General features: G+C 61.8%; 21 protein-coding genes. 17 read left to right on the top strand and 4 right to left on the bottom strand.

Annotated features, from left to right (window positions below; all coding sequences use genetic code 11):
- Positions 1-51: 51 nt before the first annotated feature.
- The 14 genes from rpsM to AC0L2P_RS23875 all read left to right on the top strand — a co-directional run bounded on the left by rpsM (position 52) and on the right by AC0L2P_RS23875 (position 12,715).
- A complete protein-coding gene (gene rpsM, locus AC0L2P_RS23940; RefSeq protein ID WP_006205445.1) occupies positions 52-420 on the top strand; it encodes a 30S ribosomal protein S13 in 369 nt (122 codons plus the stop codon).
- 138 nt (positions 421-558) lie between these two features.
- Positions 559-948 carry a 30S ribosomal protein S11 gene (gene rpsK / locus AC0L2P_RS23935; RefSeq protein WP_006205444.1) on the top strand — a complete coding sequence of 130 codons (390 nt, stop codon included), beginning with the start codon at positions 559-561 and terminating at the stop codon, positions 946-948.
- A gap of 103 nt (positions 949-1,051) precedes the next feature.
- On the top strand, positions 1,052-2,062 hold the full coding sequence (locus AC0L2P_RS23930) for a DNA-directed RNA polymerase subunit alpha (RefSeq protein WP_473504628.1): 1,011 nt from the start codon (positions 1,052-1,054) through the stop codon (positions 2,060-2,062).
- A gap of 144 nt (positions 2,063-2,206) precedes the next feature.
- Positions 2,207-2,638, top strand: a complete 432-nt coding sequence (rplQ, locus tag AC0L2P_RS23925) for a 50S ribosomal protein L17 (protein WP_023675127.1) — start codon at positions 2,207-2,209, stop codon at positions 2,636-2,638.
- Between the two features lie 190 nt (positions 2,639-2,828).
- The gene (locus AC0L2P_RS23920; RefSeq protein WP_473504626.1) at positions 2,829-4,316 is read left to right on the top strand and encodes a DegQ family serine endoprotease; all 1,488 of its coding nucleotides are present in this window, start codon (positions 2,829-2,831) and stop codon (positions 4,314-4,316) included.
- Positions 4,317-4,359: 43 nt separating this feature from the next.
- Positions 4,360-5,670: a replication-associated recombination protein A gene (locus tag AC0L2P_RS23915; RefSeq protein ID WP_473504624.1), complete on the top strand. Its 1,311-nt coding sequence runs from the start codon at positions 4,360-4,362 to the stop codon at positions 5,668-5,670.
- A 136-nt stretch (positions 5,671-5,806) separates the two neighbouring features.
- Positions 5,807-6,637, top strand: a complete 831-nt coding sequence (locus AC0L2P_RS23910; protein WP_473504622.1) for an aspartyl/asparaginyl beta-hydroxylase domain-containing protein — start codon at positions 5,807-5,809, stop codon at positions 6,635-6,637.
- 30 nt (positions 6,638-6,667) lie between these two features.
- A complete protein-coding gene (crcB, locus tag AC0L2P_RS23905) occupies positions 6,668-7,054 on the top strand; it encodes a fluoride efflux transporter CrcB (RefSeq protein WP_473504620.1) in 387 nt (128 codons plus the stop codon).
- Positions 7,055-7,083: 29 nt separating this feature from the next.
- Positions 7,084-7,536 carry a fluoride efflux transporter CrcB gene (crcB, locus tag AC0L2P_RS23900; protein WP_473504645.1) on the top strand — a complete coding sequence of 151 codons (453 nt, stop codon included), beginning with the start codon at positions 7,084-7,086 and terminating at the stop codon, positions 7,534-7,536.
- Positions 7,536-7,874 (top strand): DUF190 domain-containing protein, encoded by a 339-nt coding sequence (locus AC0L2P_RS23895; RefSeq protein WP_254817158.1) that lies wholly within the window; start codon positions 7,536-7,538, stop codon positions 7,872-7,874. Before crcB (AC0L2P_RS23900) ends, AC0L2P_RS23895 begins: the two co-directional genes overlap by 1 nt.
- Positions 7,875-7,936: 62 nt before the next feature.
- A complete protein-coding gene (locus AC0L2P_RS23890; RefSeq protein WP_473504618.1) occupies positions 7,937-8,917 on the top strand; it encodes an RluA family pseudouridine synthase in 981 nt (326 codons plus the stop codon).
- Between the two features lie 68 nt (positions 8,918-8,985).
- On the top strand, positions 8,986-9,843 hold the full coding sequence (locus tag AC0L2P_RS23885; protein WP_473504643.1) for a DMT family transporter: 858 nt from the start codon (positions 8,986-8,988) through the stop codon (positions 9,841-9,843).
- A gap of 2 nt (positions 9,844-9,845) precedes the next feature.
- Entirely contained in the window at positions 9,846-10,637 is a 792-nt protein-coding gene (locus AC0L2P_RS23880; protein ID WP_473504616.1) for an ATP12 family chaperone protein, read from the top strand.
- A gap of 188 nt (positions 10,638-10,825) precedes the next feature.
- Positions 10,826-12,715, top strand: a complete 1,890-nt coding sequence (locus tag AC0L2P_RS23875; protein ID WP_473504614.1) for an MFS transporter — start codon at positions 10,826-10,828, stop codon at positions 12,713-12,715.
- An 86-nt stretch (positions 12,716-12,801) separates the two neighbouring features.
- On the opposite strand, the gene AC0L2P_RS23870 is transcribed toward AC0L2P_RS23875, so the two are convergent.
- Positions 12,802-12,996 carry a DUF2735 domain-containing protein gene (locus AC0L2P_RS23870; RefSeq protein WP_473504612.1) on the bottom strand — a complete coding sequence of 65 codons (195 nt, stop codon included), beginning with the start codon at positions 12,994-12,996 and terminating at the stop codon, positions 12,802-12,804.
- Between the two features lie 318 nt (positions 12,997-13,314).
- Here AC0L2P_RS23870 and AC0L2P_RS23865 point away from each other — a divergent pair, with 318 nt between their 5' ends.
- Positions 13,315-14,355: a glutamine synthetase beta-grasp domain-containing protein gene (locus AC0L2P_RS23865; RefSeq protein WP_473504611.1), complete on the top strand. Its 1,041-nt coding sequence runs from the start codon at positions 13,315-13,317 to the stop codon at positions 14,353-14,355.
- A 120-nt stretch (positions 14,356-14,475) separates the two neighbouring features.
- On the opposite strand, the gene glnA is transcribed toward AC0L2P_RS23865, so the two are convergent.
- The gene (gene glnA / locus AC0L2P_RS23860) at positions 14,476-15,885 is read right to left on the bottom strand and encodes a type I glutamate--ammonia ligase (protein WP_473504609.1); all 1,410 of its coding nucleotides are present in this window, start codon (positions 15,883-15,885) and stop codon (positions 14,476-14,478) included.
- Positions 15,886-15,939: 54 nt separating this feature from the next.
- Positions 15,940-16,278 carry a P-II family nitrogen regulator gene (locus tag AC0L2P_RS23855; RefSeq protein ID WP_019857988.1) on the bottom strand — a complete coding sequence of 113 codons (339 nt, stop codon included), beginning with the start codon at positions 16,276-16,278 and terminating at the stop codon, positions 15,940-15,942.
- Positions 16,279-16,629: 351 nt separating this feature from the next.
- Between AC0L2P_RS23855 and AC0L2P_RS23850 the strand changes: the two genes are divergently transcribed.
- Positions 16,630-18,156 (top strand): NAD(P)H-hydrate dehydratase, encoded by a 1,527-nt coding sequence (locus AC0L2P_RS23850; RefSeq protein ID WP_473504607.1) that lies wholly within the window; start codon positions 16,630-16,632, stop codon positions 18,154-18,156.
- Positions 18,153-20,156 (top strand): hypothetical protein, encoded by a 2,004-nt coding sequence (locus AC0L2P_RS23845; protein ID WP_473504605.1) that lies wholly within the window; start codon positions 18,153-18,155, stop codon positions 20,154-20,156. Before AC0L2P_RS23850 ends, AC0L2P_RS23845 begins: the two co-directional genes overlap by 4 nt.
- A 3-nt stretch (positions 20,157-20,159) precedes the next feature.
- Here AC0L2P_RS23845 and AC0L2P_RS23840 read toward each other — a convergent pair whose 3' ends face one another.
- Entirely contained in the window at positions 20,160-21,692 is a 1,533-nt protein-coding gene (locus AC0L2P_RS23840; RefSeq protein ID WP_473504603.1) for an acyl-CoA carboxylase subunit beta, read from the bottom strand.
- Positions 21,693-21,795 lie beyond the last annotated feature (103 nt).

Genomic DNA, 21,795 nt, shown 5'->3' with positions numbered 1-21,795 from the left:
GGGGCAACTTGAAGCGCCGGCTCGTCCGGCCTACATGGAGAAGAGAAGAACATGGCTCGTATAGCCGGCGTCAACATTCCGACCAACAAGCGCGTCGTCATTGCGCTTCAATACATTCACGGCATTGGCAAGAAGTTCGCCCAGGAGATCGTCGACAAGGTCGGCATCCCGGCCGAGCGTCGCGTCAACCAACTGACCGATGCGGAAGTGCTGCAGATTCGTGAGACCATCGACCGCGACTATCAGGTCGAGGGCGATCTGCGCCGCGAAGTGTCGATGAACATCAAGCGGCTCATGGACCTCGGCTGCTACCGCGGCCTGCGTCACCGCCGCTCGCTGCCGGTTCGTGGTCAGCGCACGCATACCAATGCGCGCACCCGCAAGGGCCCAGCCAAGTCGATTGCCGGAAAGAAGAAGTAATTTAGGGCAGTAAGGGAGTAGGGCAGTAAGGCAATAGGAACGGCAGATATACTGCCCTACTGCCATATTCCCTACTGCCTTCTCCCTGGTGGAGCCGCTGGCATTACGGCGGTGTAGAGATCAACTGAAAGGATCATCATGGCCAAGGAAGCCGCTCGTGTTCGCCGTCGCGAACGCAAGAACATCTCGTCGGGCGTTGCCCACGTCAATTCGACCTTCAACAACACGATGATCACCATCACCGACGCGCAGGGCAATTCCATTGCCTGGTCATCGGCCGGAGCCCAGGGCTTCAAGGGATCGCGCAAGTCGACCCCGTTCGCTGCCCAGATGGCCGCCGAGGATGTTGCCAAAAAGGCCCAGGAACACGGCATGCGCATGCTCGAGGTCGAGGTCTGTGGACCCGGCTCCGGTCGTGAATCGGCGCTGCGCGCGCTGCAGGCGGCCGGCTTTACCATCACCTCGATCCGTGATGTGACGCCGATCCCGCACAATGGCTGCCGCCCGCGCAAGAAGCGCCGCGTCTAAAGAATATTTGAACGCCGCGCGAGCGCCTCAAGGGCGCTCCTCCACGGCATTCCAGGTCGCCCGTCACGATTGGATGGTGGCGGGACAACGGAAGGAAAGCACTATGATCCAGAAAAATTGGCAAGAACTGATCAAGCCGAACAAGATCGAGTTCTCGTCGAAGAAGAAGACGGTGACCACACTGGTCGCCGAGCCGCTCGAGCGCGGCTTCGGCCTCACCCTCGGCAACGCGCTACGCCGCGTGCTTCTGTCTTCGCTGCGTGGCGCGGCTGTGACCGCCGTGCAGATCGACGGCGTTCTGCATGAATTCTCGTCCATCGCCGGCGTGCGCGAGGACGTGACCGACATCGTCTTGAACATCAAGGAAATCGCCATCCGCATGGAAGGCGATGGCCCCAAGCGCATGGTCGTACGCAAGCAGGGACCGGGTGCGGTTCACGCCGGCGACATCCAGACGGTTGGCGACGTCGAGATCCTCAATCCCGACCACGTCATCTGCACGCTGGACGAGGGCGCTGAAATCCGCATGGAATTCACCGTTGACACCGGCAAGGGCTATGTGCCGGCCGACCGCAACCGCGCCGAGGACGCGCCGATCGGGCTGATCCCCGTCGACAGCCTGTATTCGCCGGTCAAGAAGGTCTCCTACAAGGTCGAGAACACCCGCGAGGGCCAGGTTCTCGACTATGACAAGCTGACCATGACCATCGAGACTGACGGTTCGATCTCGGGCGAGGACGCGGTGGCCTTCGCCGCTCGCATCCTGCAGGACCAGCTTGGGCTGTTCGTCAATTTCGACGAGCCGCAGAAGGAAGTCGCCGCCGAACAGGTTACCGAGCTTGCCTTCAACCCGGCGCTGCTCAAGAAGGTTGACGAGCTCGAGCTTTCGGTGCGTTCGGCCAACTGCCTGAAGAACGACAACATCGTCTATATCGGCGACCTGATCCAGAAGACCGAAGCCGAGATGCTGCGCACCCCGAACTTCGGCCGAAAGTCGCTGAACGAGATCAAGGAAGTTTTGGCGGCGATGGGCCTGCATCTCGGCATGGAAGTGCCGGACTGGCCGCCGGAAAACATCGAAGACCTCGCCAAGCGTTACGAAGATCAATACTGACTGGTGAATTGAGAATGGTGAAATGGTGAATGGTCGCCGGTCGGCGACTTCGGAGAGGTTGAGCCCTTCCATTCACCATTCACTATTGACCATTCACAAAACGAAACAGCCGGGCCAACCGCCCACAACACCAGGAGAAGAGCCATGCGCCACGGATTTAAAGGCCGCCGGTTCGCCCGCAGCATAAGCCATCGCAAGTCGATGTTTGCCAACCTTGCCGTGTCGCTTATCGAGCACGAGCAGATCCTCACCACGCTGCCGAAGGCGAAGGATTTGCGTCCGATCGTCGAGAAGCTGGTGACACTCGGCAAGCGCGGCGACCTGCACGCCCGCCGGCAGGTGATTGCCCAGATCGGCAATGAAGGCGTCGTCAAGCGTCTGTTCGATACCATCGCGCCGCGCTATGCCACCCGCAACGGCGGCTATCTGCGCATCATGAAGGCCGGCTTCCGCCACGGTGACAATGCCGCAATGGCGGTCATCGAATTCGTCGACCGCGACACCTCGGCCAAGGGCGCCGGCGACCGCGCCCGCATCGAGGCCGAAGGCACCGAAGAGGAAGCCGCAGCCGCATAAGGCTCGGTTTTGCCTGAGAAGTTCAAAGGGCCCGCGGGCCCTTTTTTGTTTTCCGAAGCTGCCTGGCAGGGCTTGTAGGGTTTTGTCACCGGTTTTTGCGGTGACTACCCAAAATAATCGGATTTCAGCCGCTTAGCCTTTCATTTTGCACAATCGTCAGGACAATGGCGCCCGACTTGGAGGATTCGGAATGCGCGTTAAACGGCTGTCCTTTGTTCTGATCTGCGCCTTGATGGCGCTGGCCGTCGTGCCGGCGGCCAGGCACGCGCTGGCGGAGGAGACCAAGCCGGATCCCGGTCTGTCCGACGTGCTGACCGATCTGCTGCATGGCGTCGAAGGCGAAAACGCCACCTCCGGCCCCGACAAGCGCGTGCCGTTCGGCCGCGAGGAGGTGCAGCTGTCCTTCGCGCCGCTGGTCAAGCAGACTGCGCCGGCCGTGGTCAATGTCTACGCCTCGCAGACCGCCAAGGTGACGTCGCCCTTTGATGGCGATCCGTTCTTCGAGGAGTTCTTCGGCCGCTCGCAGCCGCGCGCGCAGTCTTCGCTCGGTTCGGGAGTGCTGGTCGATCCCACCGGCATCGTGGTCACCAATTTCCACGTCGTCAAGGATGCTGACCAGGTCAAGGTCGCGACCGCCGACGGGCACGAATTCGACAGCAAGGTGCTGCTCAAGGACGAGACGCTCGACCTCGCCGTGCTCAAGATTTCTTCCGACAAGCCGTTTCCGGTGATCGCCATCGGCGATTCCGACGCGCTCGAGGTTGGCGATCTGGTGCTGGCTATCGGCAACCCCTTCGGGGTCGGCCAGACCACCACCAGCGGCATCATTTCGGCGGTGGCCCGCAGCCATATCGGCGTCTCCGATTCCAGCTTCTTCATCCAGACCGACGCCGCCATCAACCCCGGCAATTCCGGTGGCGCGCTGGTCAACATGGGAGGGCAGCTGATCGGCATCAACACGGCGATCTATAGCCGTAGCGGCGGCTCGATCGGCATCGGCTTTGCCATCCCTTCGAACATGGTCCGCGCTTTCGCCGATGCGGCCAAGGCCGGGCTCGACTTCTTCGAGCGGCCGTATGCGGGTGCCGAGTTCGAGGCGGTGACGCCGCAGATCGCCGAATCGCTCGGCATGGACAAACCGACCGGCGCGCTGGTTTCTTCGGTCGAAGAGGCCGGACCCGCGGCCAAGGCAGGGCTCAAGCCTGGCGACGTGGTGCTGTCGCTCAACGGCAAGCCGGTCGAGAGCGTCGGGGCGCTGGACTACCGGATGGCGACGCTGTCGATTGGCACCAATGCCAGCTTCGGCGTTCTGAGCAAGGGTCAGCAGGCGACGATGGACATCGCTCTGGAACGACCGCCCGAAGGCGCGAAGGCTGCGGAACTCACATTGCGAGGACGTAGCCCGTTTTCGGGTGCCAAAGTTGCCGAACTGTCGCCACGGCTTGCCCAACGGCTCGGTCTGCGCACCGATGTCAAAGGCGTCACCGTGGTCGACATCAACCGCGATTCGCCCGCTGCCGATTTTGGCTTCCAGCCAGGGGACATCGTGCGTGAGGTCAATGGCCTGACGATCGACAAGGCGGCGACCCTGGAACAGGTAGCCCAGCAGGATACGCGCTGGTGGCGCTTTACCGTCGAGCGCGGCGGGCAGATATTGCGCCAGGTGTTGCGTTACTGAGCCCGACCGTCAGCATGATCGGGCTCCAGGCAGAAGAAGTAGCATGGCCGATCTGTTCAGTGTCGATGAACCGGAAAAGACGCCGCCCGGCAGGCCGCTGGCCGACCGTCTGCGCCCAAAGAACCTCGGCGAGGTCGTCGGTCAGGAGCATCTGACCGGACCCGACGGCGCGCTGACGCGGCTGATCGGCTCCGGCTCGCTCGGCTCGATGATCTTCTGGGGCCCGCCTGGCACGGGCAAGACTACGGTCGCACGGCTGCTTGCCGGCGAGACAAGCCTCGCCTTCGAACAGATCTCGGCCGTGTTTTCCGGCGTTGCCGACCTGAAGAAAGTGTTCGAGGCAGCGAAGCTGCGCCGCTCGAACGGCCGCCAGACACTGCTGTTCGTCGACGAGATCCATCGCTTCAACCGCGCCCAGCAGGACAGTTTTCTGCCCGTGATGGAAGACGGCACCGTGGTGCTGGTCGGCGCCACCACGGAGAACCCGTCCTTCGAGCTTAACGCCGCGCTGTTGTCGCGCGCGCGTGTGCTGGTCTTTCACTCGCTCGGCGAGGACAGCATAGCCAAGCTGCTGGCGCGGGCCGAGGAGGCAGAGGGCAGGGCGCTGCCGCTCGATGAAGACGCGCGGGCGATGCTCATCCGCATGAGCGACGGCGACGGCCGCGCGGCGCTGACGCTCGCCGAAGAGGTCTGGCGCGCAGCGAAATCAAAGGAGGTGTTCGGCGCCGAAGCGCTGCAGCGCATCGTCCAGCGCCGCGCGCCGATCTACGACAAGGGCCAGGACGGCCATTACAATTTGATCTCCGCCTTGCACAAATCGGTGCGCGGCTCCGACCCCGACGCGGCACTCTACTACCTCGCCCGCATGTTCGACGCTGGCGAAGATCCGCTTTATCTCGGGCGCCGGCTGGTGCGCATGGCGATGGAGGATATCGGGCTGGCGGACCCGCAGGCACTCGTCGTCGCCAACGCCGCCAAGGACGCCTACGACTATCTCGGCTCGCCCGAGGGCGAGCTGGCCTTCGCCGAGGCGACCGTCTATCTCGCCACCGCGCCGAAATCCAATGCAGTCTATACCGCGTTCAAGGCCGCCACAGAGGCGGCGAAGGAATTCGGTTCGCTGCTGCCACCCAAGCACATTCTCAATGCGCCGACCAAGCTGATGAAACAGGAAGATTACGGCGCCGGCTATCGCTACGACCACGACGAGCCCGACGCTTTTTCCGGCCAGGACTATTTTCCGAAGAAGATGGGAAGGCAGACATTCTACGACCCGCCCGAGCGCGGCTTCGAGCGCGATATCAAGAAGCGTCTGGACTATTGGGCGAAGCTGCGCAGCGAACGGAAAAAATAGCTGCCAGTCGTACAGTGGTGTGATCGCCGTTGTCTGGCGTGACAAAAAACCCTATCAAGATGCGCCTTCGGCCGGCGGACAGGCCAGAAACGTACCGACGATATTCAGAACGGAATCGCGCCTGGCGCGTGGAAAAATGACAAAAAAATCTCGCAAGACCCTTCGGAAGTTCGCTATAGCGATCCCGCTGCTGGCGCTCGGCTTCTATTTCATTCCCATCCTGACGACAATTTTCATTGTGCTCGGTCTGATCGACGTGTTGCGCAACGACAACAAGAACTGGGCTCTGTTCAGTGGTTATTTCCTCGGCAACGGCATCTTCACCTGGCTGCTTTCGCCATTCAATCTGCTGGTCGATCTGCTGTGCTACAGAAACCGCGGTGTTTGGAAACTGGAGCAGTTTCCTCCGGATTATCAACGCGAGGTCAACGAGGTCCTGGACGTATTCAAGGCGCGCAAGGATGAGATCATCGCCGATATCGACGCCAATTTCGGCAGCGGCCGGCGCGGCATGTATGTCTATCAGTGGTATGGCAAGCACAAAATCGACAACGTCGCCGAATTCAATAAGGATTTCAAATACATCAGGACGGTTGCCGTGTCTGTTTTCAGCGGCAGGGAATCGACTTCCTGGCACTTTGGCCCGCTGCGCCTCAGCCTGCGCATTCTCTACAACCTCATCCCGGTGAAATCGGAAGTGTTTGTCGAGTGCGGCAACGCCAAGAATTACTGGCACGAGAACCCGCTGTTCATCTTCGACGACACGCTGCTGCATCGCTCGGTCAACCAGTATGACGGGCGCCGCTACTGCGTTTTCATGGACATCATTCGCCCGTCGCCGTTTCCCGGTCTGATCTCAACGCTCCTCGCCATCGTTTCGGTCAGCGTCGAGCGCATCAATGCGATGTTCTACAAGAACTGGAAGATGATCGCCTCCAGCAAGCCGAAGAAGGCCGGAGCCACCTGACACTGTGATCTAACCGGGCGAGGGAGCACGATGTATCATCTGTTGCTTGTCTGCCTTGGCGGCGCGATCGGCGGAATGGCCCGCTTCTTCCTGTCCGGCTTCGTCGCCCGCCGGATCGGCGAGACCTTTCCCTGGGGCACGATGGTGGTCAACGTCTCGGGAGCGTTTGCAATCGGTGTCATTGCGCATGCGGTGGCGCGCGACGGCATGCCCGCCATCTGGGCCTTTGTCGTTACCGGCGGCCTCGGCTGCTACACCACGGTCTCTTCCTTCAGCCTGCAGACGCTGGCGCTGGCGCGCGAGGGTGAATGGCTACGCGCCGGCGGCAATGTGCTGGTTTCGGTTTTCCTGAGCCTTGGCGGCGTGACGCTGGGCTTTGCCGCGGGGAGTCTTCTGATTGGCAGCGGGGCGCCATGAGCGGCCCGCGGAAGCTCCGCCCCGACGGGATGGCGGGGCGTGCGGCGCATCTCATTGGCTGGCGCAGAAGGAGCCAAACGGTTCGGCTCTATGCGACCGTGGCCGCAGGCAGCATGATCGGCGGCGTGCTGCGGGCGCTTGCCTCATTGGCGAGCACCGCCTTGTGGGGCACTGGATTTCCCTTCGGCACGCTCCTCGTGAACATCGTCGGCTCATTCCTCATCGGCTTCTACGCGACATTGACGGGACCGGATGGTCGCGTCTTCGCCGGTCCGCTGCAGCGCCAGTTCTTCACGGCCGGCTTCTGCGGCGGCCTGACGACCTTCTCCGCTTTCAGCCTTGAAACGCTCACTCTCGCGCAAGCCGGGAGGCTTGTGGCGGCGGGACTCAATATCGCGATCTCCGTGGTGGCCTGGCTTGCCGCCGTCTGGCTTGGCCACATCTTTGCAGTTCGCCTCAACCGGCTGAGAGGGTCCAGGTAATGAAGATACCAACACAGGCGCAATTGCTGCGCATATTTATCGGCGAAAACGACAAGGCAGATGGCCGTCCGCTGTATGAGGTCATCGTGCTGAGGGCCCGCGAAATGCAGATCGCCGGCGCGACCGTCCTGCGCGGAGCGATGGGGTTCGGCCATTCCAGCCGGCTTCACACCACGAAGATTCTCCGCCTGTCGGAGGATCTGCCCCTCGTCATCGAGATCGTCGATGACGAGGAAAAACTGGCCGCTTTCCTGCCCGTGCTTGAAACAATCATGACAAGTGGTTTGATTACGCTGGAGAAAGTTCAGGTTCTGCAATATGGAACCGACAACGAATAACCGAGTGAGATTGCGGGTGCCGGCGAATGCCGTTGCATGCCTGCAAAACGGCGATTGGAATCATGGCAGGCGTTGAACAGATCACAGTGGACGCCGGCGAGGCGGGCATGCGGCTCGACCGCTGGTTCAAGACGCATTTCCCCGGTCTCGGCTTCGGTCATCTGCAGAAGCTGCTGCGTTCCGGCCAGATCCGCGTCGACGGCGGCAGGGTGAAGGCGGATACACGCGTGGAAGCCGGCCAGACGGTCCGAGTGCCGCCGCTCGAAGTCGACAAGAAAGGCGAAAGCCCGCTCACCGGCCATTCGATCCGCAACCAGGGCGACGCCGATGTCCTGGCCAAGATGCTGATCCATGAGGACCCGAAGGTCTTCGTCTTCAACAAGCCGGCCGGCCTGGCGGTCCAGGGCGGCTCGGGAGTCACCCGCAATGTCGACGACATGCTGGAAGCCTGGCGCAACCAGAAGGGCGAGAAGCCGCGCCTGGTGCACCGGCTCGACCGCGACACGTCGGGTGTGCTGGTTGTCGCCCGCACTAGGCTTGCCGCCATGAAGCTCGCCGAAGCGTTCCGGGCGCGTGAGACGAAGAAGACCTACTGGGCGCTGGTCAAGGGCGTTCCGCCGAAGCGCGAGGACAAGATCTCGACCTGGTTGATCAAGGAACCGACGCCCGACGGTGACCGCATGCGTATAGCCAAGCATGGCGAAAAGGGCGCCGATCACGCCGTGTCCTACTACCGCATCGTCGAGCAGGCGGCGCAAACCCTGTCCTGGCTGGAGATGGAACCCTATACCGGGCGCACCCATCAACTTCGCGTCCACGCCGCCCATATCGGCTGCCCGATCATCGGCGACCCGAAATATTTCGAGGCCGATACCAATTGGGACTTTCCCGGCGGCATGCAGAACCGGCTGCATCTGCACGCGCGTCGCATCGTCATCCCGCATCCCGACAAGGGCTTTGTCGACGTCACCGCACCGATGCCGCCGCATATGCGTCAGAGCTGGAACCTGCTCGGCTTTGACGAGCAGAGTGCCGAGGACTAGCGCTCGTGGGCGTCGCCACAGAAACCCTCGACCGCCGTGACGCGGTCGATCTGGCAGCAGCCGCCATCATGGTCGGGCTGACCTTTTCGTGGGGGCTGAACTACGTTGCTGCCAAGATCTCGTATGCCGGCTACGACCCTGTTTTCCTGTCCATCGCCCGCTCGGTGATCGGCGGCCTGTGTGTTTTCGGCTGGTGCCGCTGGCGCGGCATTGCGCTGTTCACGCCCGACAAGACCCTCGTCGCCGGCATTCTGGCAGGCGCGCTTTTCGGTCTCGAGTTCCTGTTTCTCTATGTCGGGCTCGAGCACACCACCGTCGTGCGCAACACCTTGCTGGTCAACACTATGCCGTTCTGGATGCTGGTCGGCGGCCATTTCCTGCTGGGCGAAAGCATCACGGCGCGCAAGCTCGTTGGACTTCTGCTCGCTTTCGCCGGACTGGTCGCGGTGTTTTCCGATAAACTGAGCGCCAATGGCGGCGCAACATTGAGCGGCGATTTGCTCAGTCTCGGCGCCGGCATTCTGTGGGCCATAACGAATATTGTCATCAAGCGGTCGAAGCTGGTGGAGGCCAGCGCCGAAAAGCTGCTGCTGTATCAGCTGGCCGGGGCGGCCGTCGTTGGCATTTTGGTAATGCCTTTTGCCGGGCCGCCCGTCCGCAGCTTTACCGTTCTGCCAACTTTGGCTCTGCTGTTCCAGGCCGTCTACGTCGTCGCGTTCACATATGTGCTGTGGTTCTGGCTGCTGCGGCGCTACCCTGCATCCGGACTGTCGAGCTTCACTTTCCTGTCGCCGGTGTTTGGTGTGCTCTGCGGCGCCGTGTTCTTGAACGAGCCGCTGACCGTTCGTATCTTCCTGGCACTCGCCCTGATCGCCGCCGGACTCATCATCGTCAACCGGCCGGCCCGAAAACAAAGTCCCGGATGAGCATGCGCGATATATTGAACGACCTCGAAGCTGGAAAGCAGCTCTCTGATCCGGACCCGGTGCGTCGCGCCCAGATCCAGATGAAGACGCCGCTGCCGAAGCGCTTCTACAAGACCGTCGCGGTAGCACCTGTCGAAGACGGTTTTGCCGTCCATCTCGATAGCAAGCCCGTCCGCACGCCGGCCAAGGCGCTGCTGGCGCTACCGACCGAAAAGGCGGCTGCTCTCGTCGCCGAGGAATTCGCCGCACAGGAGGAGACCATCGACCCGGTGACGATGCCGGTCATGCGTCTGGTCAATACGGCAATCGATGGTGTCGCCAGTGATCCCCAGGCGGTGCTGGAGGACATCCTGCGCTTCGCCTCGTCCGACCTGCTCTGCTACCGCGCCGATGCACCCCAAGGGTTGGTCGACCGGCAGAACGAGCATTGGGATCCGGTCATCGACTGGGTGCGCAGCGCGCTCGGCGCCCGGTTCCATCTCGCCGAAGGCGTGATCCATGTCGAGCAGCCGCGCGAGAGTATCGCGCTGCTTGGCCGCCATCTTGCCCAACGTGCCGATCCGCTGCGCCTTGCCGCCATCCACGTCATGACGTCGCTGACCGGATCGGCGCTGCTGGCGCTGGCCGTCGACTTCGGCGAGCTCGGCGGCGAGGCGGCCTGGGCTGCCGGTCACGTCGACGAGGACTGGCAGGCCGAGCAATGGGGCCATGACGCCGAGGCCGTCGCGCGCCGCGCGGCCCGCAAGCGCGACATGATGGCGGCGGTCAAGCTGCTCGAAGCTCTCAAAGGCTGACCGCACCGTCGTTTCTATTTCGCACTGCACATTAGACCAAAGTCATAATCCCAAAGACGGTCTGCCTCTGGACGGCGCTTTCTGTCATTTTTTGCACCGGTGGCTGCACCGAGTCTGCGTTGCGAGGAAACGCCGACGATGACGCGCAGCATCGAGGACGGACGGATTTCACACGGGAGGATACGCTCATGGCAATGGCATCGACCGCCGGCAAAACAAGCCGCGGCATGACGCGCGAGGAGAAGAAGGTCATCTTCGCTTCCTCGCTCGGCACCGTTTTCGAATGGTACGATTTTTATCTCTACGGCTCGTTGGCAGTGTTCATTGGTTCGACTTTTTTCAGTCCAACCATCCCGGAAGCGACGCGCAATATCTTCGCGTTGCTGGCTTTTGCCGCTGGCTTCCTCGTGCGCCCGTTCGGCGCATTGCTGTTCGGCCGCATCGGCGACCTTGTCGGCCGTAAATATACTTTCCTTGTCACCATGACGATCATGGGCCTATCGACCTTCCTGGTCGGCTTGCTGCCTGGCTATGCGACTTTGGGCATCGCCGCTCCTGTGATACTGATCGCCTTGCGCATGTTGCAGGGCCTGGCGCTCGGCGGCGAGTATGGCGGTGCCGCGACCTATGTCGCCGAGCATGCACCCGACGATCGCCGCGGCTACTACACGTCGTGGATACAGACGACGGCAACGCTCGGCCTGTTCCTGTCGTTGATCGTCATCCTGATAGTTCAGGGGTCGATGGCCAAGGAAACCTACGCCGCGTGGGGCTGGCGCATTCCGTTCATCGTTTCCTTCCTGCTCCTCGGCATTTCGATCTGGATCCGGCTGTCGCTTTCTGAATCGCCGACCTTCCAGCGCATGAAGGACGAGGGTAAGGGCTCCAAGGCGCCGCTGTCGGAAGCCTTCGGCCAGTGGAAGAACGCAAAGATCGCGCTGCTGGCACTGCTCGGCCTCACAGCCGGCCAGGCCGTGGTCTGGTACAACGGCCAGTTCTACGCGCTGTTCTTCTTGCAGAATGTGCTCAAGGTCGATCCGCAGTCGGTCAACATCATGATCGCGATTGCTCTGGCTGTTGGCTCGATCTTCTTCGTCGTGTTCGGCTGGCTCTCAGACAAGATCGGCCGCAAGCCGATTATCATGGCTGGCCTTGCGCTCGCGATCGTCTGCACCTTCCCGTTGTTCAAGGCGCTGACCTGGGCAGCCAATCCGGCGCTCGCCACCGCGCAGCAGAACACCCGTGCGACGGTGACCGCGGCACCGGGAGACTGCAAGTTCCAGTTCAACCCCGTGGGCACGGCGAAGTTCACTACGTCCTGCGATATCGCCACCTCGTTTCTGACCAAGAACTCGGTGCCTTATGACGTAGTGGCCACGGCAGCGCCCGGCACTGCTGCGTCGGTCAAAATCGGCAACGAGACGGTTGAGTCGTATGACGCGACCGCAGCCGGCGATCAAGCCAAGGCCAAGGACGCTGTTTTCGCCAAGGCGGTAAACACGGCGCTTCAGGACGGCGGCTATCCGCTGAAACGGGCAGCGGCGAAGGTGCCGGACCAGAAGCTCGAGGCGTTCATCGCGGCCAATCCCGAACTGAAGCTCGATGCGGCCGCGATCCGCGCCGGCGAGAAGGCCATGGTCCCGACCGACCAGGCGATCAAGGACAAGCTGCTGACTGCCGATGAAGCTGCGGGAGCTCCCGAGGTCACCGTCTACACCGTACCGGGCGGCGGTCCCTTCGCCATGTTCGCCGACCCCGCCGCGGTCAACTGGCCAATGACGATTGGCATCCTGCTCATCCTCGTGATCTTCGTCACGATGGTCTACGGGCCGATTGCCGCGATCCTGGTCGAGATGTTCCCGACCCGCATCCGTTACACCGGCATGTCGCTGCCCTACCATATCGGCAATGGCTGGTTCGGCGGGCTGCTGCCGGCGACGGTGTTCGCGCTCAGCGCCTACAAGGGCGACATCTACTACGGCCTCTGGTACCCAGTGGTGATCGCGGCGATGTCGCTGATCATCGGCATGGTCTTTGTCAGGGATACGCTCGGAACGGACCTGCACACCAAGCAGTGACCGGCCTGTCCCGGTTCAAAGCAAAGCCCGGCGCGAGTCATCGCGCCGGGCTTTTTCAACTTATCGAGTGCATGGAGCGGAAGGGCTTAGCTCTTCCGATCCTGGTTCGCTTCCTCGACCGCTGCTTCATGATACCAGGCACTTCCGAAATCCGTTCGGTTGCGCAAAGAAGCAAGCTCTGCCGCGAATTTAGCCTTTCCGCTTAAATCTGAGGCAGAAGCGCGCGCTGCCACCGGGAACATCAGGATTTTGGCCGACTGACGAGTGGAAGTGAATTCCATTGTCGGTTTCCTTTCTTCGGCACAACCCTGCCGATTCAACCTTTTCCAACATAGGTTCAGCAACCGAATTAGGCAACATGATTACGAAAAGATCAGTAGTTGCACATTATTTGTGCAAACTGTGCGTGTGGATGATCCGAGCGCAGCATGACGGCGGACCAGTGATTTTGGGCGGATACAACCTCACTTTTGCCGCATCCGCCGCCGGCGAGAATGGCACACGAATTGCATTTTAGTGATCCGGCAGGTCGGCTGCTGGATAGGCCGGCTCGCCCCGGCGCCATCCAGGGTTCGGTGATCAAGCAACGAGAGGCTAGAATGACGAAATACAAGCTCGAGTACATTTGGCTCGATGGATACACCCCGGTTCCCAATCTTCGCGGAAAGACGCAGGTCAAGGACTATGCCGAGTTTCCGACGCTCGACCAGCTTCCGCTGTGGGGCTTCGACGGTTCTTCGACCATGCAGGCCGAGGGCCACAGCTCCGACTGCGTTTTGAAGCCGGTCGCCGTTTATCCGGATCCCGCCCGCACCAATGGCGCGCTCGTCATGTGCGAGGTCATGATGCCGGACGGCGTGACGCCGCATGCGTCCAACAAGCGCGCCACCATCCTCGACGACGAGGGTGCCTGGTTCGGCTTCGAGCAGGAATATTTCTTCTACAAGGACGGCCGACCGCTCGGCTTCCCCGAGAGTGGCTATCCGGCACCGCAAGGCCCGTACTACACCGGCGTCGGCTACAGCAATGTCGGCTCCGTCGCCAGGCAGATCGTCGAGGAGCATCTCGACCTTTGCCTTGCCGCCGGCATCAATCATGAAGGCATCAACGCCGAGGTGGCCAAAGGCCAGTGGGAATTCCAGATATTTGGCAAGGGCTCCAAGAAGGCCGCCGACCAGATGTGGATGGCGCGCTATTTGTTGCAGCGCCTGACCGAGAAGTACGGCATCGACATCGAATACCACTGCAAGCCGCTCGGCGACACCGACTGGAACGGCTCCGGCATGCATGCCAACTTCTCGACCGCCTATATGCGCGAAGCCGGCGGCAAGGCGTATTTCGAAGCGCTGATGGCGGCCTTCGACAAGAACCTGATGGATCACATCGCCGTCTATGGGCCGGACAACGACAAGCGTTTGACCGGCAAGCACGAGACCGCGCCCTGGAACAGGTTCAGCTACGGCATCGCCGACCGCGGCGCTTCGATCCGCGTGCCGCATTCCTTTATCAACAACGGCTACAAGGGCTATCTCGAGGATCGCCGTCCGAACTCGCAGGGCGACCCCTACCAGATCGCTTCGCAGATATTGAAGACGATCGCCTCCGTCCCGACCAGCGCCGAGGTTTCGGCTGCGGCTTGAGAATACGGTCACGGCGCAGACCTCGGGTGTCTGCGTCGTGACTTTCTTTCCCATCGCATTGCATCAAAAAACCCCGGCGTCTCCGCCGGGGTTTTTTCTATGTGACCATAAGGTTCCGGATCACACCGAATAGTACATATCGTATTCGACCGGATGCGGCGTCATTTCGAAGCGCATCACCTCGGCCATCTTGAGCTCGATATAGCTGTCGATCTGGTCGTCGTCGAAGACGCCGCCGGCCTTCAGGAAGCCGCGGTCCTTGTCGAGGCTCTGCAGGGCTTCGCGCAGCGAGCCGCAGACGGTCGGGATCTTCTTCAGTTCCTTCGGCGGCAGATCGTAGAGATCCTTGTCCATCGGCTGTCCCGGGTGGATCTTGTTCTTGATGCCGTCGAGGCCGGCCATCAGCATGGCGGCAAAGGCGAGATAAGGATTCGCGCCCGGATCGGGGAAGCGGACCTCGACGCGCTTGGATTTCGGCGACGAGCCGAACGGAATGCGGCACGAGGCCGAGCGGTTGCGTGCCGAATAGGCGAGCAGCACCGGCGCTTCATAGCCCGGCACCAGGCGCTTGTAGGAGTTGGTCAGCGGGTTGGTGAAGGCGTTGATCGCCTTCGCATGCTTGATTATGCCGCCGATGTAGAACAGGCAGCTCTCAGACAGGCCGGCATATTCATTGCCGGCGAAGGTCGGCTTGCCTTCCCTCCAGATCGACTGGTGGACGTGCATGCCCGAGCCATTGTCGCCGAACACCGGCTTCGGCATGAAGGTGGCCGTCTTGCCGTAAGCGTTGGCGACCTGGTGCACGACATATTTGTAGATCAGCATCTTGTCGGCGTTGCGGACCAATGTGTCGAACTTGATGCCGAGCTCGTGCTGGGCGGCGGCCACTTCGTGGTGGTGCTTTTCGACGCGCACGCCCATTTCGGCGAGCACGGTGAGCATTTCCGAGCGCATGTCCTGTGCCGAATCGATCGGCGGCACCGGGAAATAGCCGCCCTTGATGCGCGGCCGGTGACCGAGGTTGCCGGTCTCGTAATCGGTGTCGTCATTGGACGGCAGTTCGGTGGAATCCAGCCTGAAGCCGGTGTTGTAGGGGTCGGCCTTGTACTTGACGTCATCGAACACGAAGAACTCGGCTTCAGGACCGACGAAGATCTGGTCGCCGATGCCTTCCGCCATCATGTAGGCCTCGGCTTTTTTAGCCGTGCCGCGCGGGTCGCGGTTGTAGGATTCCCCGGAGATCGGATCGAGAATGTCGCACAGGATGACCATGGTCGACTGCGCGAAGAACGGGTCCATATGCACCGTATCCGCATCGGGCATCAGCACCATGTCGGACTCGTTGATTGCCTTCCAGCCGGCGATCGAGGAACCATCGAACATGACGCCATCTGCAAACATGTCTTCCTCGACCTCGACGACATCCATCGTCACGTGCTGCAGTTTGCCCTTCGGATCGGTGAAGCGCAGATCGACGAACTTCACGTCGTTGTCCTTGATCTGCTTCATGATGTCTTTGGCTGTCGTCATGTCCCTGCTTCCCTATGTGATGACGTTTTGAACATGGCCTTTTAACGGGAAAATTCAGACGGCGTCCATGCCGGTTTCGCCGGTGCGGATGCGCACCACTTCCTCGATGTTCGAGACGAAGATCTTGCCGTCGCCGATACGGCCGGTCTGGGCCGCCTTGCGGATGGCTTCGATCGCGGCTTCGACCGCATCGTCGCCGAGCACGACTTCGATTTTCACCTTCGGCAGGAAGTCGACGACATATTCGGCGCCGCGATAAAGCTCGGTATGGCCCTTCTGGCGGCCAAACCCTTTGGCCTCGGTAACGGTGATGCCTTGCAGGCCGGCCTCCTGAAGCGCTTCCTTCACTTCGTCGAGCTTGAACGGCTTGATGATCGCTTCGATCTTTTTCATGTAAAAAGTGGCCTCCACTGCCAAAAAAAGACGGGTTGTGAGCCCCGCTTGCGCCTCAATCAAGCACGAACTGTGCCAGTTGAGGGGGTGCCGAGCGGGCTCACATGATTTGGATACCATGCTACGCGGGAATGTACATTCGCGTCATTCGCTGCGTTGGATGCGCCATGAACGCCGCGAACCTACACACCGCCGGCCCCGTCGTCCGCACAAAAAATGGGCAGGTCGGATATTTCATGGGCAGCTGTGGACCTGCGACTGGTCGCTCCGGGCATTGCCGGCGTGTTTCACAACCTTCGTAGTTTGCGTCGGATCAAAAACTGGACAATGCTTCGGCAGATGATCGCCCGGATGAGCCACGAACTTCTTTCTCCGTCCGAAATGGCCGAGGCCGACCGGCTGGCGATTGCCGCTGGTCCATTCGAAGGAATCGGCCTGATGCGCAATGCCGGCGCTGCGGTTGCTGCCGTAGTACTCAAGCGCTACCCGAACGCAACGCGCGTCCACGTGCTTTGCGGCCCTGGCAACAATGGCGGCGACGGCTATGTCGTGGCCCGCATCCTTCAGGACAGCGGCTCCGCTGTCTCGATATGGGCATCCGGCTTGCCCAAGGCCGGCACAGATGCGGCAGTCGCTGCCTCGGATTGTCCGGCCGAGACTCGGCCGCTGTCGGATTTCGTTGCCGAGACGGGCTCGATCATGGTCGATGCGCTCTACGGGGCGGGGCTGTCCAAGCCGCTGTCCGGCCACGCCGCCAAAGCGATCAAGATTGCGGCAGAACTTAACTTGCCGGTTATCGCGGTCGATCTGCCGTCGGGCGTCTCCGGTGAGAGCGGCAATGTCCTCGGCCAGGCCTTCCGCGCCCGAACCACGGTGACCTTTGCGCGAAAAAAGCCAGGCCATCTTCTTTTGCCGGGGCGCGAGCTGTGCGGCGAAATCGTGCTCGCTGATATCGGCATAAGCGACAGTGTTGTTGCACAGCTTGAACCACGAACATTCGAGAACATGCCGGCGCTCTGGCTTGGCCGCTTTCCGGTTCCGGCCATTGACGCCCATAAGTATAAACGTGGCCATGTCGGCGTTTTTTCCGGCGGGCCGTGGGCGACGGGTGCTGCGCGGCTGTCGGCGCTTGCGGCGGCCAGGAGCGGGGCAGGGGCCGTCACCTTGCTGTCACCGGCGAACGCCATGCAGGTGAACGCGGCGCATCTGACCTCGATCATGCTGCGCAAGCTAGACACTGTCGCCGATGTGGACGAATTCGTTGATAACCGGCGCCCATCCGCCTTCGTGCTCGGCCCCGGATTTGGCATTGGTGAGAAGACGCGCGACTTCGTCCTGGCCGTGCTCGGCAGCGACAATGGGCAGGGCGGCGGGATCGAGGGACTGGTGCTCGACGCCGACGGCGTCTCCTCGTTTCGCGACGCGCCGGATGCCTTGTTCAAAGCCGCCCGTCGACCGAATACGCCGACTGTGGTGATGACGCCGCATGAGGGCGAATTCGCCAGGCTTTTTCCTAACATCGCCCGAGACAAATTGTCCAAGTTGGCCAAGGCTCGCGCTGCCGCTTCTCGTGCCAACGCAATCATCGTCTACAAGGGCGCCGACACTGTGATTGCGGCCCCCGATGCCCGGGCAGCGATCAACGCCAATGGCGCGCCTTGGCTGGCCACCGCCGGCTCGGGCGACGTGCTGTCGGGCATCATCGCCGCGCTTCTGGCGCAGGGCATGGCGGCCTTCGAAGCGGCCTGTGCGGCAGTCTGGATCCATGCGGAGGCCGGCAGGCGTTTCGGACCGGGGCTGATTGCCGAGGACCTGCCGCTGGCGCTGGTGCCGGTCCTGCGCGAGCTTATCGAGAGTCGCGGGATGCCTGCCGAATGAATCGCATGTTCGCGCTGCTCGTTGCGATCGTCAGTGCCGTATTCATGGCGCAGGCTGCGAACGCCGAAACTCCGCTGACGATCGTCGACGACCCTGCCGTTCTCGCCGCCCTCGACAGCAACGGTTACGGGTTCGCCGGCATTTTCGGCGTCGATCGCAAGGGCGATTTGAACACGCTGTATGACAAAGCGCCGGCTTACCATGCGATCGTCGAAACGATTGCAAGCGACGTCGCGGCATTGCGGACCGAGATGAAGGCCGGCGGGCGGCCGCTGTACGAGGTGACCGACGGTAATGTCGGCCGCATCATGGACATGCGCTGGCTGAAGACCGAGGCCGCGCGCTTCCGCCTCGTCGGGGTGGTCAACCGGCTCGACCGGCGCGACTTCGCGGGGCTGAAAGGCGACGGGAGTTGCGGCGAAGTGCGCTTCATCTATCGCCTCGCCTACAGCTTCAAGAAGAACGGCAAGATGTTGGCGTCGCGCCTGCCGTTTAATTTCAGTGCCGTCTACAGTGCCGCGCCGGATATCGATGGCCGCTGTGTCGGCGTCGCCGGACGCTGGGCACCGCAACTCGACGAGAGCGTCGATGCCGGCTGGCTGATCGGCGGGCCGCTGGAAAGAATGGCGCTCAGCTTCAAGCAGCTCGAGCTCAACGCGCAAGTGGTGCGCTTCCCCTCCGGCCAGGAGACTGAATTCGGCGGGCAGGCTGCCTATCTCATGCGGATTTTCGGCATCGACGGAGCGGCTTTTAGCGAAAAGCCGCTGGAAAACACGCCCGATACGGCACGTCTCGCCGAAGACGCTGCGCTGAAAGCAAGACTTGCCGACTATGTTCGCACCAATGTGGCGGCGGTCGATCTCGGCGTCTACCAGATTCCCGACGAATTCCTGGCAAGGAAGGTCATCTCCTGGTCGACCTTCGGCAGTGCAAGGCAGGCCAACCACCCGTTCACGTCGCTGTTCCAGCCCGCGGATTTCACTAGTGTCGATTTCGCTGCGCTGAAGTTGGTGCGCACGCCGGAGGCGCTGGTCGAGCGACTGGACAACGGCGCCTGCCAGGGTTGCCATCAGACGGGCTCGACCGCCGGCTTCCATTTCATCGGACTTGACGACAAGACGACCTCGCCGCTCAACCACATCGAGGTTGGCATCTCGCCGCATCTCCACGCCGACATCCCGCGCCGCGCCGCCTGGCTGCACGCGACTGCCGACGGCAAGGAACCGAACCGCTTCCGCCCGCTGTCCTTCGCGCCGCCGGCGACATGGAGCGATGCTGGACAGATCGCCTATTCGCCGGCCGAGATGGCGATGCCGTGTCTGATGCCGTCGGATGCGGTCCGCTTCGGCGCGACATGGCAATGCGGCGCCGGCACAGTCTGCACGCCGCTGGCGACCGCGTCCGGCGTGCCCACCAAGCTGGCGCAATGCCTGTTGCCCAAGGACAGCGAAAGCACGTTCTCCGGCCATCCGTGCCTGACCGGCTCGATCGCCAGCAACCCGGCACAGCCTTTCAATGACCGGTACACCATCACCGGCCAGTTCGCGGCGTTCGCGCCAGGCATTTCGCGTACCGGCTACACCTGCCGACCGCCGAAGATCGGCGTGCCAGCCGGCATCGCCTATCGCGGCTGCAACGACAAAGATCGCAGCTTTGCCGCTTTCAAAACGGGCAAGCCGATGCCGAACGAGATTTGCGGACTGGTCGGCGGCAAAAAATTCGACACCTGCGTAGCGACCAATAATTTCGACCAGTGCCTCGGCGGCGCCGTCAATCGCGGCAATCGTCCCGCCTGCTCGGCCGACCATTTCTGCCGCGAGGATTACATGTGCCAGTCGCTGCCGCCCGATATGCCCGGCATCGGCAAGGTGAAAGGCATCGGCTTCTGCTCACCAACCTATTTTATCTTTCAGATGCGAATCGACAATCACGCCACGCCATGGTCGGGCGCTCTCCGCGCGACAATGGGAGCCGGGTTCGGCGCGGCGGAAGCGGAATAGGCCTCACAGCGGAATGTTGTCGTGTTTCTTCCAGGGATTCTGCATGTCCTTGTTACGCAGCATCCTGAGCGCGCGCGCGATGCGGCGGCGGGTCGAATGCGGCATGATCACCTCGTCGACATAGCCGCGCTCGGCGGCAACGAAGGGCGACAGGAAGCGATCTTCGTAGGCCTTTGTATGTGCTGCAATCTTCTCCGCGTCGCCGATGTCCTTGCGATAGATGATCTCGACCGCGCCTCTGGCGCCCATCACCGCAATCTGCGCCGTTGGCCAGGCATAGTTCATGTCGCCGCGCAAATGTTTCGACGCCATGACGTCATAGGCGCCGCCATAGGCCTTTCTGGTGATGACGGTGATCTTTGGCACGGTCGCTTCGGCATAGGCGAACAGAAGCTTGGCGCCGTGCTTGATCAACCCGCCATATTCCTGCGCCGTGCCGGGCAGGAAGCCCGGCACGTCGACGAAGGTGACGATCGGGATCGAGAAGCAGTCGCAGAAGCGCACAAAACGCGCCGCCTTGCGGCTGGCATCCGAATCGAGCACACCGGCCAGCACCATCGGCTGGTTGGCGACGAAGCCGACCGTGCGGCCCTCGACACGGCCGAAGCCGGTGGCGATGTTTTTCGCAAAATTCTGCTGGATTTCGAAGAAGTCACCCTCGTCGGCAACTTTATGGATCAACTCTTTGATGTCGTAGGGTTTGTTGGCATTGTCGGGGATCAGCCGGTCGAGCGACAGATCGTGATCGGTGACCGATTGGTAGCATTCGATCTCGGGGATTTCCGCCGTGTTGGAGGCAGGCAGCAGATCGACCAGCCGGCGCATCTGCAGCAGCGCCTCGACGTCATTGTCGTAGGCTCCGTCGGCGATCGAGGACTTCGTTGTGTGGACCGAAGCGCCGCCGAGGCTTTCGGCGGTGACCGTCTCGTTGGTGACGGTCTTCACCACGTCCGGCCCGGTGACGAACATGTAGGAGGTATCGCGGACCATGAAGATGAAGTCGGTCATCGCCGGCGAATAGACGTCGCCGCCGGCGCAAGGACCCATGATCAGTGAAATCTGCGGGATGACCCCTGAGGCCAGAACATTGCGCTGGAAGATCTCGGCATAGCCGCCGAGCGCCGCCACGCCTTCCTGGATGCGAGCCCCGCCGGCGTCGTAGAGACCGATGACCGGCGCGCGGTTGCGCAGTGCCATCTCCTGCACCTTGACCACCTTTTCGGCATGCGCCTCGGACAGCGAACCGCCGAATACGGTGAAATCCTTGGCGAAAAGATAGACCGGGCGACCGTTGACGGTGCCCCAGCCGGTGACGACGCCATCGCCGGCGATCTTGGTTTTCTCCATGCCGAAATCCGTCGAGCGGTGCTCGACAAACATATCGAACTCCTCGAACGAGCCTTCGTCGAGAAAAACGTCTATGCGTTCGCGGGCGGTCAGCTTGCCTTTCTTGTGCTGGGCGTCGATGCGGGCTTGGCCGCCGCCCATACGGGCGATCTCGCGGCGGCGCTCGAGTTCCTTCAGCACGTCCTTCATGACCGGTCCCCGAAACGGAAAGCTGGATTGTGGTAATCATGCCTGGGGGAGAGCGCAAGCGCCGCTTCCTCGTGGCTTTTGCTGCGCTGCAGCATCAGGCCCT

This window comes from Mesorhizobium sp. WSM4836 (assembly GCF_055811815.1).
The sequence above is the reverse complement of the archived record's forward strand: the minus strand, read 5'-3'. Positions and strand labels throughout refer to the sequence as shown.